The 15956-nt window shown below is 63.2% G+C and carries 12 protein-coding genes; 6 read left to right on the forward strand and 6 right to left on the reverse strand.

The genetic code is table 11. From position 1 onward, the window contains the following. Positions 1–220: 220 nt before the first annotated feature. From CXR25_RS04665 to CXR25_RS04685, 5 genes are all read right to left on the reverse strand, one after another. The gene (locus CXR25_RS04665) at positions 221–514 is read right to left on the reverse strand and encodes a hypothetical protein (RefSeq protein WP_101570666.1); all 294 of its coding nucleotides are present in this window, start codon (positions 512–514) and stop codon (positions 221–223) included. 94 nt (positions 515–608) lie between these two features. Next, a complete protein-coding gene (locus tag CXR25_RS04670) occupies positions 609–2141 on the reverse strand; it encodes a hypothetical protein (RefSeq protein WP_101570664.1) in 1533 nt (510 codons plus the stop codon). A gap of 47 nt (positions 2142–2188) precedes the next feature. Further along, on the reverse strand, positions 2189–2560 hold the full coding sequence (locus CXR25_RS04675; protein WP_101570929.1) for a hypothetical protein: 372 nt from the start codon (positions 2558–2560) through the stop codon (positions 2189–2191). Positions 2561–2703: 143 nt separating this feature from the next. Further along, positions 2704–4014, reverse strand: a complete 1311-nt coding sequence (locus CXR25_RS04680) for an ISL3 family transposase (RefSeq protein WP_125178005.1) — start codon at positions 4012–4014, stop codon at positions 2704–2706. A gap of 133 nt (positions 4015–4147) precedes the next feature. Continuing rightward, on the reverse strand, positions 4148–5215 hold the full coding sequence (locus CXR25_RS04685) for an IS110 family RNA-guided transposase (protein ID WP_083248759.1): 1068 nt from the start codon (positions 5213–5215) through the stop codon (positions 4148–4150). Between the two features lie 514 nt (positions 5216–5729). On the opposite strand from CXR25_RS04685, the gene CXR25_RS04690 reads away from it, so the two are divergent. From CXR25_RS04690 to CXR25_RS04700, 3 genes are all read left to right on the forward strand, one after another. Continuing rightward, positions 5730–6938 carry an acetyl-CoA C-acetyltransferase gene (locus tag CXR25_RS04690; protein ID WP_069599665.1) on the forward strand — a complete coding sequence of 403 codons (1209 nt, stop codon included), beginning with the start codon at positions 5730–5732 and terminating at the stop codon, positions 6936–6938. A 1-nt stretch (position 6939) separates the two neighbouring features. Beyond that, positions 6940–9156 carry a 3-hydroxyacyl-CoA dehydrogenase NAD-binding domain-containing protein gene (locus CXR25_RS04695; protein ID WP_125240452.1) on the forward strand — a complete coding sequence of 739 codons (2217 nt, stop codon included), beginning with the start codon at positions 6940–6942 and terminating at the stop codon, positions 9154–9156. Between the two features lie 97 nt (positions 9157–9253). Beyond that, positions 9254–10174 carry an NADP-dependent oxidoreductase gene (locus tag CXR25_RS04700; protein WP_125178008.1) on the forward strand — a complete coding sequence of 307 codons (921 nt, stop codon included), beginning with the start codon at positions 9254–9256 and terminating at the stop codon, positions 10172–10174. Between the two features lie 24 nt (positions 10175–10198). Here the strand turns inward: CXR25_RS04700 and CXR25_RS04705 are convergent, their stop codons facing one another. Beyond that, positions 10199–10831, reverse strand: coding sequence for a TetR/AcrR family transcriptional regulator (locus tag CXR25_RS04705; RefSeq protein WP_125178544.1), 633 nt, complete (start codon positions 10829–10831; stop codon positions 10199–10201). 127 nt (positions 10832–10958) lie between these two features. Between CXR25_RS04705 and CXR25_RS04710 the strand changes: the two genes are divergently transcribed. From CXR25_RS04710 to CXR25_RS04720, 3 genes are all read left to right on the forward strand, one after another. Next, positions 10959–12572 (forward strand): carboxyl transferase domain-containing protein, encoded by a 1614-nt coding sequence (locus CXR25_RS04710; protein WP_029417066.1) that lies wholly within the window; start codon positions 10959–10961, stop codon positions 12570–12572. Between the two features lie 8 nt (positions 12573–12580). After that, complete coding sequence (locus CXR25_RS04715; protein ID WP_125178009.1) at positions 12581–14671, forward strand: acetyl-CoA carboxylase biotin carboxylase subunit; 2091 nt, start codon at positions 12581–12583, stop codon at positions 14669–14671. Positions 14672–14746: 75 nt separating this feature from the next. Continuing rightward, complete coding sequence (locus CXR25_RS04720) at positions 14747–15919, forward strand: acyl-CoA dehydrogenase family protein (protein ID WP_009883379.1); 1173 nt, start codon at positions 14747–14749, stop codon at positions 15917–15919. Positions 15920–15956: the final 37 nt, after the last annotated feature.

A 15956-nucleotide genomic window follows, 5' to 3' on the forward strand; every position in this document is an offset into this window, starting at 1 on the left:
GTCGACAAAACCGGGTGGGATCCCGACAAATGCCAAGCCACGTCAAAGAAGCGCGGCGACCAGTGCAAGAACTACCCTGTCCGCGGCCTACGAGTGTGTCTGCGCCACAGCGGAGGCTCCAAGGATGCCCGCGCAGCAACGACCATCTATCGAAAGCTCCAGGGGGCATCAAATCAACCACAGCACCGGGATCGCTACTTTGTAGTGGCGCGAGTTCCTGTCACTCGCCTCGCAGCTCACCCCACGCGAAGTAGGACTCAGCAACATCGTCCTGGACATCATCGAAGAACTGTTGACCGACGCTCTCGACACTGAATCCATTCCCATGCGGCCGAACGATGGGGTAGAACACGTCGCCACCTACGGTGATCCGGTAGATCAAGTCTCGGTCAGAGCGGACCAGCCGTGCGTCGTCGATTTCTCCGGGCTTGAAGATTCGTTCGATCGTCGGCTTCACGAAAGTTTCCAAAAGCTCTTTATCAGTGCAGTTCTCGACATAGCGCTCGTCACCCATTCCGTCAGTCTATTGCGTGAGTTTGCCTCGCGGAACGGTTCCGGCGTAGGGGCGAGATTGCCATGAGTATCGACTGGATTCGGCCACGGGGTATCTATGACCGCTTGATCTGAGTGCTGAATCTCCGGTCGAAGGCACTGGTCACGGCGAAGCTTCCAATCAATGCCGCGACAAGGATGACCAGCAGAACCAGCAGCGTCGGCACCAGTTCGCCCACCAAGTGTCTGTTCCCACTGATGAATATCGTGACACTGGACGACGGGCCCGGGTGGCTCGGGTCGAGCAGATTCGCCGCTGTGTTCCAGACAGTTCCCCAGACAACAGCGCCGACAGCGATTACGACTCCGGCCAGCACCCCCAAAGTGTCAGTCACGGCGAGAATGACAATAGCCATGGTCAGACAGACGAGACAGAGTAGCCCGATGATCGCGATCAGCCGCAGACTCGGGTAGGCGCCGAGGCTGTCGACGATGCTTCTCCCCGGCAATACAGCACTCACGGTGGCAGCCGTTGTCAGCGCGAGTGTCCCGGCGGCGGCCAGCCCGAATTTCTGGCTCAGCAGCGTTCTTCTGGGGAATGGTCTCTGAGGTGACAGTGATCGCCATGGCCCGATGATCGCGACCTGCAGTCCCGCCGCCCGATTGACGGTCGCCGATGACAGCATGGCCAAAGTGACCGCGGCGAGAATGAGTGCACCGAAGATCGCGGAGACTCCGGCGCTGATCGACGACTGTGGAGCGTGCGATTGGGATGATGTGGCATCTGTGTCGGAGGACGTGTCGGCGGGACCAGAAGGCGAGGAAGCTGCCGCGACTGGCGCCGAGGACTGCGAACCTGGCTGAGGGCTCTCCCCATCAGATCCTTCGCTGAAGTAGTCGACGGCCGGTGGTCCGCTGACTTTCTCAATCTTGATGTCGAAGGGGCGCTCGAAGGCGCGTTGGGCCTGTTTCGAAGTACGTGGGCAGGCCTGCTCCCCGGTCTCGCATCCGAACTTCTGGGCGACGATGCGAATCTGCTCGGAGACATGCTCCTCCGCTTGGCGGATGACCTGGTCCCGGTACTGGTCGAGGATGAACTTGTCTTCGTTCAGTGCCTGCGGACTTGCCAGGATGGTGATCGTATAGCGCGGGGCCTCGATGTCACCGCGGTAATACGCTCTGATGCCATCGATGACCTGCGGGGTGAGGTCCTTCGGCAGCACAACTGCGAGCACCGAAGCCCCATCCTCCACCTGAGCCCGGGCGGCCTTAGGCGAAAGCTCGCGTTCAGCCGTAGAGAAATCGGGAGCGACCGCGCCCTGCTCGAGCCTGGTGAAGAACTCATCGGAGAACGAGAGGTAGTCCGTCATTGCGCTCTGGATCGCCGGCATCTCCCGCGGTTCGTCGTCTGTGCCGACTGCGATCGAGAAATTCGGAGGCGAGCTTGGTTGCTGTTCCGCTGTGGTCGGAGCAGGGGCCGGCGTCTGGCCCTTCTCTTCGGCCCCCGCCCGTTCGATGGCGCCGAAGAGAGGAATGAGGGCGGACAGCGCTATGACATACACGCAAAGCGAGGCCATGATCGGCCAGAAATACATCCAGCCTGTCTGTCCCCGGGACAGAATCGAGGTCACTGCGAAGAATCGGCGCATGCTTCATCTTCCCACCGACCGGCGATTGTTCTACGCCCGCAGGCGGCCTACTTCTTCTTGGGCTTGAACGAGGTGGAGCATTTCCAAGTCGTCTTGCCCTTCTTCGCCACTACAGTCACCGACACCTTTTTGCCTGGAGTCGCTCCCGAAATGTAGTACTTGAGGTTCGCGGCACCCTTCTTCGAAGCAGTCGCCTTCTTCTTGGTCTTCGTCGTCTTGTAGTGCGCGGTCGTGGTGACCTTGGCCTTCGCGCCAACCTTGGAAACCTTGATCACGGTATTTGAGTACTGCCGCGGTTTCGCGATCGACATCTTCGCCGCACACTTCTTCGTGGCAGCCTCGGCGGGAGGGGCATCGAGCACAATTGGGCCCGCGAGCAGTCCGACAGCCAATGTCAGCGCGAGGAATTTAGATCCCATCCGCGAGCGCGCAGGACGGGCAGAAGTAGGCGCAGTTGAAGCCGATGTGAATCGGGCAGGAATGATCTCGGTCATGGTTCTCCAGGAAACTAAGAGTGTTAGGTTTCATTAGTATAAGCACTTCGCCCGTGGTTTAAAGGGGCTCATCGTAATTGAGAGTGTAGAACCGGTCTGAAGCCACCGGACTCGAGCAGACATCTCGCGATGTAATGCGTGAGGTTGCGGAACCCCAGCGCTGACCCCCGTAGATGTTCGAGCCTGCCATTGATCGCTTCAGTAGGCCCGTTCGACGTTCCCGGTCGGGTGAAGAACGCGAGGACATCAGCAGCTCGACGCTTCAGAGTCCTTCCCAACCGCTTGAGCTCGACCAGTCCTGTCGGCAGATTCGTCGTCAGATCGTCGATGACCGATTGTAAGAGCTTCTTGCCCTCGTTGCCGTCGTTGGTTCGGTAGGCGCTCACAATGTCTTGATAGACGGCCCAGGTGACTTCGACGGCGGTGAAGTTGGCGTCGGCGAAGAGGCCTACGATCCTCTCCTGCTGCTTGGCCGTGAGCAGATCAGCACCGGTGTGGAGAGTCCTCCTCGCTCGATACAACGGGTCCGTCGCTCGTCCGCGATGCCCGGTGGTCTCCTGCTGAATGCGACGGCGTACCTCGTCGGGGGCATCACCGGCGAGTTTGACGACGTGGAAGGGGTCCATGACTTCGACAGCGTCGGGCAGTTCCTCAACTGAGGCTGTTTTGAAGCCGGAGAATCCGTCCATCGCGACGACGTCGATGCCATCACGCCAGTCCTTCGGACGGGCTTTCAACCATTGCTTGAACACCTGTTTCGAACGTCCGGGCACCATGTCGAGCAAACGTGCCGGGCCTGTTGCCTGGCTGATGGGAGTGAGGTCGATGATGACGGTGACGTACTTGTCACCGCGCCGGGTGTGCCGCCATACGTGTTCGTCGACACCAATGACGCTGACCCCGTCGAACCGGGTCGGGTCGTCGATCAGCAGTCGATGTCCCTGCGCGAGGATCGCGGAGTTCGCGGTGTGCCAAGACACGGCGAGCTTGGAGGCGATCACGGACACGGTGTCGTGATCGATCACGAGGGCACGCAGCGCCCAGTCGAGGCCGGTTCGAGAGATCTTCGCTCGTGGTGGTGCCGCAGCTGTGGTGTCTTGACGCCATACGCGGCCGCACTCGATGCATTTGTAACGGCGGAGGCGAATATGAAGCGTGGTCGGCCGGTGGCCGAAGGGTTCGTGGGCCAGCTGGCGGACGACGGTGTCGCGAATGATCCCGTGGCCACCGCACCGACGGCACCAGTCATCAGCAGTGTTGGGCTGGCATTCCAGGATGGCCTTGTGCCCGGTGATGTGCTGGCCGATGCAGGCGAGGTCGAGGGTGTCGAGTCGGCAGAATGTCGTGAGGTCAGGGGTCGAGAAAGTAGGCTTGGCCATGTCGAGGTCTTTCGGATGGACTGTGTGAGAACTTCCATCATCGGAAGACCTCGACGTCTATCCGGGCAGCGACGCGCCGTGTTCTGGAATCACCGATCTACACTCTCAATTACGACACTCCTATAGTGTTTCGTCAAGCGACGGCCACCTCTTTTCTGGGATGAAGAGTCTCGACGATGAGGGGATAGAGCTGGCGGACGAGGTAACGCTTCAGGCAGCGGATGATTTCCATCTTGGTCTTGCCTTCAGCAGTTCGCCGCGCCACGTAGTCGCGGGTCTCCTGGTTGTAACGCAGCCGCACCATCACGATGTGATAAAGCGCGGAGTTTGCCTGCCGGTCCCCAGCGCGGTTGAGTCGGTGGCGTTTAGTCTTACCCGACGATGCCGGGATTGGGCAGACCCCGGCCAGTGCTGCGAACGCGGCTTCTGAACGTAGCCGATCAGGGTTGTCCCCGGCGGTGATCAACAGTTGCGCGACGGTGTCTCGGCCGCAGCCGAAGACCCTCATCAGGTCGGGAGCGTGGTCGTCCAGTAGTCGCTGCAGGTGCCCAGCCAAGTCCTCTATCTGCCCGGTCAGTGCTTGCCAGCGCCTGGCCAGCAGCCGCAGGCTGTAGGCCGTGGCCTCGGCGGCGGTGACCGGTGTCGCTGTTGGTCGCGATGCCGCCAGTGCTGCAATCAGTTTGGGAGTTGACAGGCCCTTGTAACGTGTACGCAGATCCTCTGGGGCTGTGATCAGCATCCCCTTAATCTGATTGATCGTCGCAGTCCGAGCCTGCAGCGCCGAGGACCTTGAGGTCCGCAGTACTCGCAGCGACTCCACCAGCCCGTCCCCGCCCTTGGGCGCCGCGCTGGCTCTGCCACCCAGCACAGCCTCAGCGGCGGAATAAGCATCGAAGGGATCGCTCTTGCCGTGGAGTCGCCGGTCGAACCGGTTGGGTCGATTCACCTCGAACACTGTGATGCCTGCCTCCCGCACAGCTCGGGTGACCGCGGCTCCATAGGAGCCGGTGCACTCGATGCCCACGCTGACCAATCCAGGCCAGGAACCCAAAAACCGCAATGCTGCCTGGTACCCAGTCGCGGTAGTCGGTATTTGGGCATCAGCCAGTCGGCGCCCGGCTTGGTCGATCACCGCGAGGTGATGTGTGTCCGCGTGCGTGTCGATCCCGCCGTAGACCTTAACCTGCTTATCGTTCATCATGGGAACTGCGCCCCTTCTTTTCGAGTTCTCGGGTGCGCAGCTCAGCCGGCGTCAGTCAGTTCACTATCGGGGACACGCCAGACTCCTATCAGGACATGACGGCCTGCTGGGCTGCACTTATTACAGTGAGCCGAGCCAGTCGACACGTCGTAAACAGGACAACCCCCAGACAGCGGGGTGTCAGAAGAGCCATGAGTCAGACCCGACCACAAGACCATCATCGATCCGTTTGGTAGAGACCGCCACATCCTTCGAGAAGTCAGACTAACTAGTCCACAAGATCTATAGTGAAGAGCCTTTAAAGGTCACAGAATAGTCACGCCCCGTGAGTGCTCCGTCACAGTCACTGCAGCGTGTTTCCGTGTTGACCATCACACGCAACTGGTATTGAATGGGAGTGCGAATGTTACTGAACGATCGATCAGCCGCCGAGGTTGAACGGTCGTCATTGACGTAGCCACGGCCGAGGTCACCAGGGTGATCGTCGGCCGCTCCCTAGGACTGTGAGGAACAGATGAGCGAAGCGTACATCTACGACGCAGTGCGCACACCGCGCGGGAAGAACCGCGGTGGTGCCCTGCACAGCGTCAAGCCAATCGATCTCGTGACAGGGCTCATCGATGCCCTGCGCGAGCGCAATCCCGATCTCGACGACAAAGCGATCGACGACCTCGTCCTCGGCGTCGTCTCACCCGTGGGCGAACAGGGCGGCGACATCGCCCGCACCGCAGCCCTCGTGGCCGGACTCGACGAATCCGTCGCCGGCGTTCAGGTCAACCGTTTCTGCGCCTCCGGACTCGAAGCGGTCAACATCGCCGCACAGAAGGTTGGCAGCGGATTCGAGAACCTCGTCCTGGCCGGCGGCGTCGAATCGATGTCGCGCGTTCCCCTCGGCTCCGACGGAGGCGCATGGGCACAGGACCCGACGACGAACTTCGACACCTACTTCGTGCCCCAGGGCATCAGCGCCGATCTCATCGCGACCACCGAGGGATTCAGCCGCACCGATATCGACGAATTCGCCGAGGAGTCGCAGAAGCGCGCCGCCAACGCCTGGGAGAACGGCTACTTCGAGAAGTCGATCGTCCCCGTCAAAGACATCAACGGTGTGACCCTGCTCGACACCGATGAGCACATGCGTCCCGGTTCGACCGTCGAGTCGCTGGCGAAGCTGTCCCCGGCCTTCACCAAGGTCGCAGCGCAGGCAGGCTTCGACGAGGTTGCTCTCCAGAAGTACCACTGGGTCGAGGAGATCGACCACGTTCACACCGCAGCGAACTCCTCGGGAATCGTCGACGGGGCCAGCCTCGTCATCATCGGCGACGCCGAGGTGGGTCAGACGATGAATATGAAGCCGCGCGCTCGCATCGTCTCCACTGCCGTCACAGGATCCGAGCCGACCATCATGCTCACCGGTCCCACACCCGCGACGCAGAAGGCGCTGGACAAGGCCGGACTGACCGTCGAGGACATCGACCTGTTCGAACTCAACGAAGCCTTCGGTGCAGTGGTCCTGAAATGGATGAAGGACCTCAACATCCCGCATGACAAGGTCAACGTCAACGGCGGAGCCATCGCCATGGGCCACCCCCTGGGTGCCACCGGTGCCATGATCCTCGGCACCGTCCTCGACGAACTCGAACGTCGCGATCTCAAGCGTGGCCTCGTCACGTTGTGCATCGGCGGCGGAATGGGTATTGCGACGATCATCGAAAGGGTCTGACATGACGAACTCTGAAACGACTTACTCCAAGTCCACTGACTCGGACGGAATCGTCACCGTCGTCCTCGACGACCCGGATTCCAAAGTCAACACGATGAACGACCATTTCAAGGATGCCTTCGAAGGCATCGTGGACTGGCTCGAAGCAAACGTCGATGACATCACCGGCGTTGTGCTCACCTCGGCGAAGAAGACCTTCTTCGCAGGCGGAGACCTCAACAAGCTGCGCGCAGCCGACCCTGAGAACTCGGAAGCCGAAGCCGCACTGACCAACCACATAAAGGCGGTCATGCGCCGCCTCGAGACGCTGGGCAAGCCCGTCGTCGCAGCCATCAACGGCGCCGCACTCGGAGGTGGCCTCGAGGTTGCACTCGTCGCACATCACCGCATTGCAGCGGAGGACGTCTCCAGCCTGCGGGTCGGATTCCCCGAAGTCTCCTTGGGCCTCCTGCCCGGCGGTGGCGGTGTCGCCAGAGCTGTACGCCTCATGGGCATCCAGAATGCACTGCAGAAGGCCATCCTGCCGTCGACGAAGTTCAAGGCAGCCGAGGCTCTCAAGCTCGGCCTCATCGACGAACTCGCCCCCGTGGCCGAGCTCGAAGATCGTGCCAAGGACTGGATCAAGGCCAACCCCGAGGCGACTCAGCCCTGGGACGTCAAAGGCTTCAAGATCCCAGGCGGATCACCCACCTCACCGTCACTGGGCGCGATGCTGCCCGCGCTGCCGGCGCTCCTGCGTCGTCAGACCAAGGGTGCACCGATGCCCGCTCCGCGCGCGGCGATCGCTGCCGCCGTCGAGGGTGCCTACGTCGACATCGACACAGCACTGGCAGTCGAAACCCGCTACTTCGTCCACCTCACCCACACTCCGGTGGCGAAGAACATGATCAAGGCGTTCTTCTTCGACCTCGGACACATCAACTCCGGCGGCTCGCGACCCGATGGCATCGAACCGCGTCAGGTGAAGAAGCTCGGCGTCCTCGGTGCCGGAATGATGGGCGCCGCGATCGCCTACACCGCAGCCAAAGCCGGCATCGACGTCGTCCTCAAGGACGTCAAGATCGAAGCCGCGGACAAGGGCAAGGCCTATGCGCGCAAGCGTGAGGAATCAGCCCTGGCCAAGGGCAAGGCCTATGCGCGCAAGCGTGAGGAATCAGCCCTGGCCAAGGGCAAGACGACGGCTGAGAAGAGCAAGGCCGTCCTCGACCGGATCACCCCGAGTGCTTCGGCTGATGACTTCGCCGGAGTCGACTTCGTCATCGAAGCCGTCTTCGAATCGGTGCCGCTGAAGCAGCAGGTGTTCCAGGAGATCCAGGATGTCGTCGACTCCGACGCAGTGCTCGGCTCCAACACCTCGACCCTGCCGATCACCGACCTGGCCACCGGGGTCAAGCGCGATTCCGACTTCATCGGCGTCCACTTCTTCTCGCCCGCGGACAAGATGCCCCTGGTCGAGATCATCCGTGGTGACAACACCTCAGATGAGACTCTGGCGCGCACCTTCGACCTCGTCCAGCAGATCAAGAAGACCCCGATCGTCGTCACCGACTCCCGCGGATTCTTCACCTCCCGTGTGATCGGAACCTTCATCGCCGAGGCGGTCGCCGCAGTCGGCGAGGGAGTGGAGCCGGCAACCGTGGAGCAGGCAGCACTGCAGGCCGGTTACCCGACCGGTGCACTGCAGCTGCTCGATGAGCTGACGCTGACTCTGTCGCAGAAGATCCGGAAGGAAACCGAAGAGGCCATCGAAGCCGCAGGAGGACAGCGCGAGAGCCACCCCTCCGACGCGGTCTTCGACTGGATGGTCGAGGAGGCTAAGCGCACCGGCCGCAAGGACGGCGCCGGATTCTACGAATACGACGAGGACGGCAAACGCGGCAAGCTGTGGCCCGGCCTGCGGGAGAAGTACAACTCCGGCTCCGCCACCCAGCCCTTCACCGACCTGCAGGAGCGGATGCTCTTCGCCGAGGCGATCGAGACGATCAAATGCCTCGACGAGGGTGTGCTCACCTCGGTGCCGGATGCCAACATCGGATCGATCTTCGGCATCGGCTTCCCAGCGTGGACCGGTGGCGTGCTCCAGTACGTCAACCAGTACGAAGGCGGCCTGGCCAGCTTCGTCGAACGTGCCAAGGAACTCGCCGCAACCTACGGTGACCGGTTCACTCCGCCGGCCTCACTCGTTGAGCGGGCGAAGTCGAACAACACCTACGAATAGGAACAACACCTACGAATAGGACCTGCCCGCAGGAATAGCTCGGCGGTCTTTCGGTGTTCATCAGCTATCCACTGATGACTACCGGAAGGCCGCCGTTATGCGTGCAGCAGTCTATGACCAGTACACCGACGACTTCGGTGACATCACCGTTCGCGAGGTCGACGATCCGAAGGTCCCGCCGGCATCGGTTCTCATCGAGGTCCGTGCCGCCGGAGTGAACCCGGTCGACTGGAAGCTTGTGGGCGGTCACCTCGATGCGATCATGCCCGTTCAGTTCCCCGTCACCCCAGGCTGGGACGTGGCCGGAGTCGTCATCGGCCTCGGCGCGGACGCCCCGGAATTCCAGATCGGCGACGAGGTCATCGCCTACGCCCGCAAAGACGTCCTCGGCGCCGGCACGTTCGCGCAGAAGGTGGCCGTGCCCGTCCACTCGGTGACCGCGAAGCCTAAGAGTCTGAGCTGGGAGCAGGCGGGTGGACTGCCTCTGGCAGGTGGCACCGCGCTGCGCACCCTCGAGGCACTGGGCGACATCAACGGCAAAACCGTACTCGTCCACGGAGCATCCGGGGGAGTGGGCAGCTTCGCGGTGCAGATCGCGAAGTCCTTCGGAGCCCGGGTCATCGGCACCGCCTCGGAGGCCAACCACGAATACCTGCGCGGCCTTGGAGCAGAGCCTGTGACCTATGGCGAAGGACTGGCCGACCGCGTCCTCGAGGTCGTGGGCGGCCCGGTCGATGGCGTCGTCGACTTCGTCGGAGAGGTGCTCGACACGACTCTTGCGGTGCTGGGGGACGGCGGGACACATGCCTCGGTCGCAGATCCTTCGGTGGCCGAGCACGGTGGCCGCTACATCTGGGTGCGCCCCTACGGTTCGCAGACCGCGCGAGTGGCCGAGCTCGTCGATTCAGGTGAGCTCACCGTCGAGGTGGCGCGCACCTTCAGCCTCGACGAGGTGCCCGAGGCCTTCAACACCAGCGCAACAGGACACACACGAGGAAAGCTCATCATCGTCCCCTGATGTTTCGTGCGGCTGGCTGAAGCGTCAGCCGATCCCCAGTGCTGCCCGAGCGGCGGCACGCAATTCGACCCCGACCACCTCGGCGCTTGAGTGCCTGGCCTGGTACAGGGTCGAATTGATCATGCCGAAGACCGCGTGCACACGCACCGTCGCCGCATCCAGCGACCAGTCCGGATTGGCCTGCGCCACGACCTCGGCCCAGTGACTGACATAGCTTCTCTGCAGGCGACGCACAGTGCGCCTCGATGCCTCGGGCAGTGCCGCAAGGTCCCGATCCTGAATCCGAATCAGCTCGGGCTCACTCATGGCGAAGGCGACATGGAAGTCGATGAGCTCGATGAGCGCCGAGGTGGCCCTGTCGTCCTCGTGGCGCGTGATGATCGCGTCCCCGCCCGAGTTCAGATACTCAGAGATTCCGACGAGGAGCTCTTCGAGGACGGCTTCCTTGGACTCGAAATGTCGATAGACCGCCGGTGCGGAGATCCCGGCGCCCTTGCCTAAGTCATCGAGGCGAACACCATGGAATCCGTGTCGGGCATAGAGGTTCTTCGCCACCGACAGCAGCTGTTCGCGACGTGCTGCCTTCGCCGCAGCGCGGGTGGTCCCGGCGGTTCCCGAATCAGCCGTCGTTGAGCGCGCAGGCGCCTTCGGCTCCATCTCCGTCACCTCATCTCCTTGGCTCGCACCCGGCTCGAAGTCCGTTCCATCGTGCGCATTGTCACATTGGGCTTTGAGCAGTATCATAGCAGTCAGTTAACCAATATTAACTGAAATGGGGAGTGGAATGAGAGCAGTGGGAACTGCGGTCAGTCCGGCAACGGGGCAGGCGAACGCCGAGGCCCATGCCGAACTCATCGCTGAACTCCGGGAACGGATCCAGGTCACGGCCCTGGGTGGACCCGAGAAGTCCAGGCAGCGCCACATCGACCGGGGCAAGCTGCTGCCACGCGAACGCGTCGAACACCTCCTGGACCCTGGTACGGCCTTCCTCGAGCTATCTCCGCTGGCCGCCAACGATATGTACGACGATGCCAGCCCGGGAGCAGGAATCATCACCGGCATCGGCCGCGTCAACGGACGCGAATGCGTCATCGTGGCCAACGACGCCACTGCCAAGGGTGGAACCTACTACCCGGTGACGGTCAAGAAGCACCTGCGCGCCCAGGAAGTGGCGAAGGAGAACAGCCTTCCCTGCATCTACCTCGTTGACTCGGGCGGCGCCAACCTGCCCAACCAGGACGACGTCTTCCCCGACCGCGAGCACTTCGGCCGGATCTTCTACAACCAGGCCACACTCTCGGCCGCAGGCATCCCGCAGCTCGCAGCCGTGCTCGGCTCCTGCACCGCGGGCGGTGCCTACGTGCCGGCAATGGCCGACGAATCGATCATCGTCAGCGAACAGGGCACAATCTTCCTCGGCGGCCCACCCCTGGTCAAGGCCGCTACTGGTGAGGAAGTCAGCGCAGAGGATCTCGGCGGTGGAGCACTCCACTCACGCGTCTCCGGCGTCACCGACCACCTCGCGGCCAATGACTCCCATGCCCTGGAGATCATGCGCGACATCGTCTCCACTCTCGGGCCCAAACCCCAGCCCAACTGGGACGTCGTCGAAACTCGGGAGCCGCTGCACTCGCCGGAGGAACTCACCTCGGTCGTGCCCGTCGACTCACGCACGCCCTACGATGTCCACGAAGTCATCGCCCGCCTCGTCGATGGTTCGGAATTCCACGAATTCAAGGCCGAATACGGCACCAGCCTCATCACCGGCTTCGCCCACCTCGACGGACACCCGGTGGGGATCGTTGCGAACAACGGCATCCTCTTCGGCGAATCCGCGCAGAAGGGCGCCCACTTCATCGAACTCTGCGACCAGCGCAGCGTGCCGCTGGTCTTCCTGCAGAACATCTCCGGCTTCATGGTCGGACGCGACTACGAAGCAGGCGGCATCGCCAAGCACGGAGCGAAGATGGTCAACGCCGTCGCCACCGCCCGCGTTCCCAAATTCACCGTCGTCATCGGCGGCTCCTTCGGCGCCGGCAACTACTCCATGTGCGGCCGCGCCTACTCGCCCCGCTTCCTGTGGATGTGGCCCAACGCCCGCATCTCAGTCATGGGCGGCGAACAGGCAGCCAGCGTCCTCTCGACGGTCAAGCGCGACCAGATCGAAGGCCGCGGCGAGACCTGGAGCGCCGAAGAGGAAGACACTTTCAAACAGCCCGTCCGCGACCAGTACGAAGCTCAGGGCAACCCCTACTACTCGACGGCCAGGCTCTGGGACGACGGAATCATCGAACCCACCGACACCCGCCAGGTGCTGTCCCTGGCACTCGAACTCGCCCGTTTCGGACCGATGGAACGCCCGCTGAATGCCAGCGGCTACGGCGTTTTCAGAATGTGAGCTCATCCATGTTCAACACAGTACTCATCGCCAATCGCGGCGAAATCGCACTCCGCGTCATCCGCACCTGCCGTCGACTGGGCATCAGAACAGTCGCCGTCTACTCCGATGCCGACGCCCAGGCCGCACACGTCAAGGCCGCCGACACCGCCGTGCACCTGGGACCGGCCCAAGCCTCCGAGTCCTACCTGCGCATCGACAAGGTCATCGCCGCAGCCAAGACCACCGGCGCCGAGGCGATCCACCCCGGCTACGGATTCCTGTCCGAGAATGCCGACTTCTCCGACGCGTGTGAAGAAGCTGGCATCGTCTTCCTCGGCCCCGGCGCCGAAGCGATCCGGACCATGGGCGACAAGATCACGGCCAAGAATGCCGTCTCCCAGCGTGGAGTGCCTTTGGTACCCGGCACCAAGGACGCGGCCATGTCGAACGAATCGCTGGTCACCGCGGCCGATGACATCGGCTTCCCGGTGCTCATCAAACCCTCTGCCGGTGGCGGCGGCAAGGGCATGCACGCGGTCTTCGAACCCTCTGAGCTGGCCACTGCTCTGGACACGGCCCGCCGTGAGGCCGCGAGCTCCTTCGGTGACGACACGCTGTTCCTCGAACGCCTCGTCGCGACCCCGCGTCACATCGAGGTCCAGGTCATGGCCGACGCACACGGAAATGTCATCCACCTCGGCGAACGAGAGTGCTCCCTGCAGCGCCGCCACCAGAAGGTCATCGAGGAAGCACCCTCGGCGCTGCTCGATGAGGCGACCAGGGCGCGTATCGGCCAGGCCGCCTGCGAGACCGCGAAGTCCGTGGGCTACCGCGGTGCCGGCACCGTCGAATTCATCGTCGGCGCCGACCGCCCCGACGAGTTCTTCTTCATGGAGATGAACACCCGGCTCCAGGTCGAACACCCGGTGACCGAGGAGGTCACCGGCATCGACCTCGTCGAACTCCAGCTGCGCGTCGGCGCCGGCGAGGAACTGCCGCTGAGCCAGGACGACATCACGATGACCGGGCACTCGATCGAGGCCCGCATCTACGCGGAGGACCCCTCTCGCGGATTCCTGCCCACCGGCGGCCGGGCACTTGACGTCGTCTTCCCGGAAGGCGAGGGCATCCGCATCGACGCCGGACTCGAAGCCGGTCAGACGATCGCCTCGGACTACGACCCGATGATCGCCAAGCTCATCGTCCATGCTCCCGACCGTGCCGCGGCGATCGCTCGTCTCGATGCCGCACTTGCGGCTTCGGCTGTACCCGGGATCGTGACGAACATCGATTTCCTGCGCACCCTGATGGGCCTCGACGAGGTGGTCTCGGGCAACCTCGATACCTCACTCATCGACCGCCTCGGCGAGGACCAGCTGGCACACGCACCCGGCGATCTCGACCGTCAGCTGGCTGCCACGGCCGTGCTCGTCACCGGCGGCCGTGCTGGAACCGAACTGACCGGAGCACTCACGGCAGCACACCTGCCGCAGAACTCGGCCACCGCCTCGGCGTGGGGGAGGCCCTCTGCCTGGCGGACCTCACGACCGGACTTCCGAGGCAGCGTCCGCCTCAATTTCACGGGAGCGGGCGAACTCGCGGTACGCGAAGGCGACGAGGTTGCATATGCGTCTGCCCCTCCGAACGACTTCGCCTCCGGAACCTACGTGAGTGCACGGGCGAGCGCCGTCACAATCGATGACGACGGCCTCTGGCACCTGACCATCGACGGTGTCCAGACCACCGCCCGGGTGTTCTCCGATGCCCGCGATCGCAGCATCTGGGTCAGCAGCGACCGAGGGGTCTTTGTCTTCACCCGGTCCCAGGCCGATACGTCCCTGACCCCGGGTCTCGACGGCGCCGAGGTGCTCGCCCCGATGCCCGGATCCGTCGTCGCGGTTCGGGTCGAGTCCGGAGACCACGTCGACCAGGGTGATCCGATCGTCGTCGTCGAGGCGATGAAGATGGAACACGTGCTCACCGCACCTGCCGCAGGCATCGTCACCGTCACCGCCGTCCAAGGCGCCCAGGTCGGACTCGACGAGGTGCTCGCCACCGTCGTCGACGAGGCCGCAGCCGAAGCCGCCGACTCAGCCGCCGCGGACACAGCCAACTAGGCAAACAGCCAACTGATCACGCAATCAACTGACCACTGGAAACTCACTGACCACGCATTCAGCGGGGAGGAAATCATGACAGCTTTCGTTCCGGGCATGCTGCCCGAAGAATACGAAGACCTGCGAGCCGGCGTCGCGAAGTTCGCCGACGAAGAGGTCGCACCCGTCTCAGCCGAACTCGACGCCAAGCACGAGTTCCCCTACGACCTCGTTGCGAAGATGGGCGAGATGGGACTCTTCGGCCTGCCCTTCGACGAAGAGTACGGCGGCATGGGCGGGGACTACTTCGCCCTGACCCTGGCCATCGAGGAGATCGCCCGCGTCAACCAGTCGCTGGCCATCACACTCGAAGCCGGCGTCTCCCTGGGCGCAATGCCGATCTACCGCTTCGGCACCGAAGAGCAGAAGAAGGAATGGCTGCCCAAACTCACCGACGCCTCCGGCCTGGGCGCTTTCGGTCTGACCGAACCCGAGGCAGGCTCCGACGCCGGCGGCACCCGGACCAAGGCCACGCTGGAGGGCGGGACTTGGACGATCAACGGCAGCAAGTGCTTCATCACGAACTCCGGAACCGACATCACCCGCCTGGTCACCGCCACCGCCGTGACCGGAACCCGAACGTCGAAGTCGGGCCGCGAAGTGCCTGAGATCTCGACGATCATGATCCCCACCGGCACCCCTGGCTTCACCGCCGAACCGGCCTATGACAAGGTCGGCTGGAACTCCTCGGACACGCACCCGCTCACCTTCGACAACGTGCAGGTGCCCGAAGCGAACCTGCTGGGCGAACGCGGACGCGGCTACGCGAACTTCCTGCGCATCCTCGACGAGGGCCGCATCGCCGTCGGCGCCCTGTCCGTCGGTGCCGCGCAGGGCTGCGTGGACGAATCCGTGAAGTACGCCAAGGAGCGTCAGGCCTTCGGTCAGCCGATCTCCGACTTCCAGGGCATCTCCTTCAAGATCGCCCGCATGGAGGCCCGCGTGGTCGCCGCCCGCTCGGCTTACTACCTGGCCGCATCACGCATGCTCGCCGGGCTGCCGTTCAAGAAGGAAGCCGCGATCGCGAAGATGGTCGCCGGTGAGGCCGCAATGGACAACGCCCGCGACGCCACACAGATCCACGGCGGCTACGGCTTCATGAACGAATACCTCGTCGCCCGCCACTACCGCGACTCGAAGATCCTCGAGGTCGGGGAGGGCACCACCGAGGTCCAGCTCATGCTCATCGCCCGCGAACTCGGGATCTGAGCTCACCGAGACCAGCACACCGCCCGCCGAGGTGGTT

It is taken from the genome of Brevibacterium aurantiacum (genome assembly GCF_003932995.1).
In the GTDB taxonomy this organism is placed as follows: domain Bacteria; phylum Actinomycetota; class Actinomycetes; order Actinomycetales; family Brevibacteriaceae; genus Brevibacterium; species Brevibacterium aurantiacum.

Bases quoted from the DNA above. Each gene is read 5' to 3' on its own strand.
- CXR25_RS04710 (WP_029417066.1), top strand. From the start codon at position 10,959: ATGAGAGCAGTGGGAACTGCGGTCAGTCCGGCAACGGGGCAGGCGAAC.
- CXR25_RS04700 (WP_125178008.1), top strand. From the start codon at position 9,254: ATGCGTGCAGCAGTCTATGACCAGTACACCGACGACTTCGGTGACATC.
- CXR25_RS04720 (WP_009883379.1), top strand. From the start codon at position 14,747: ATGACAGCTTTCGTTCCGGGCATGCTGCCCGAAGAATACGAAGACCTG.
- CXR25_RS04680 (WP_125178005.1), bottom strand. From the start codon at position 4,014: ATGGCCAAGCCTACTTTCTCGACCCCTGACCTCACGACATTCTGCCGA.
- CXR25_RS04670 (WP_101570664.1), bottom strand. From the start codon at position 2,141: ATGCGCCGATTCTTCGCAGTGACCTCGATTCTGTCCCGGGGACAGACA.
- CXR25_RS04665 (WP_101570666.1), bottom strand. From the start codon at position 514: ATGGGTGACGAGCGCTATGTCGAGAACTGCACTGATAAAGAGCTTTTG.
- CXR25_RS04685 (WP_083248759.1), bottom strand. From the start codon at position 5,215: ATGATGAACGATAAGCAGGTTAAGGTCTACGGCGGGATCGACACGCAC.
- CXR25_RS04705 (WP_125178544.1), bottom strand. From the start codon at position 10,831: ATGGAGCCGAAGGCGCCTGCGCGCTCAACGACGGCTGATTCGGGAACC.
- CXR25_RS04715 (WP_125178009.1), top strand. From the start codon at position 12,581: ATGTTCAACACAGTACTCATCGCCAATCGCGGCGAAATCGCACTCCGC.
- CXR25_RS04675 (WP_101570929.1), bottom strand. From the start codon at position 2,560: ATGGGATCTAAATTCCTCGCGCTGACATTGGCTGTCGGACTGCTCGCG.
- CXR25_RS04690 (WP_069599665.1), top strand. From the start codon at position 5,730: ATGAGCGAAGCGTACATCTACGACGCAGTGCGCACACCGCGCGGGAAG.
- CXR25_RS04695 (WP_125240452.1), top strand. From the start codon at position 6,940: ATGACGAACTCTGAAACGACTTACTCCAAGTCCACTGACTCGGACGGA.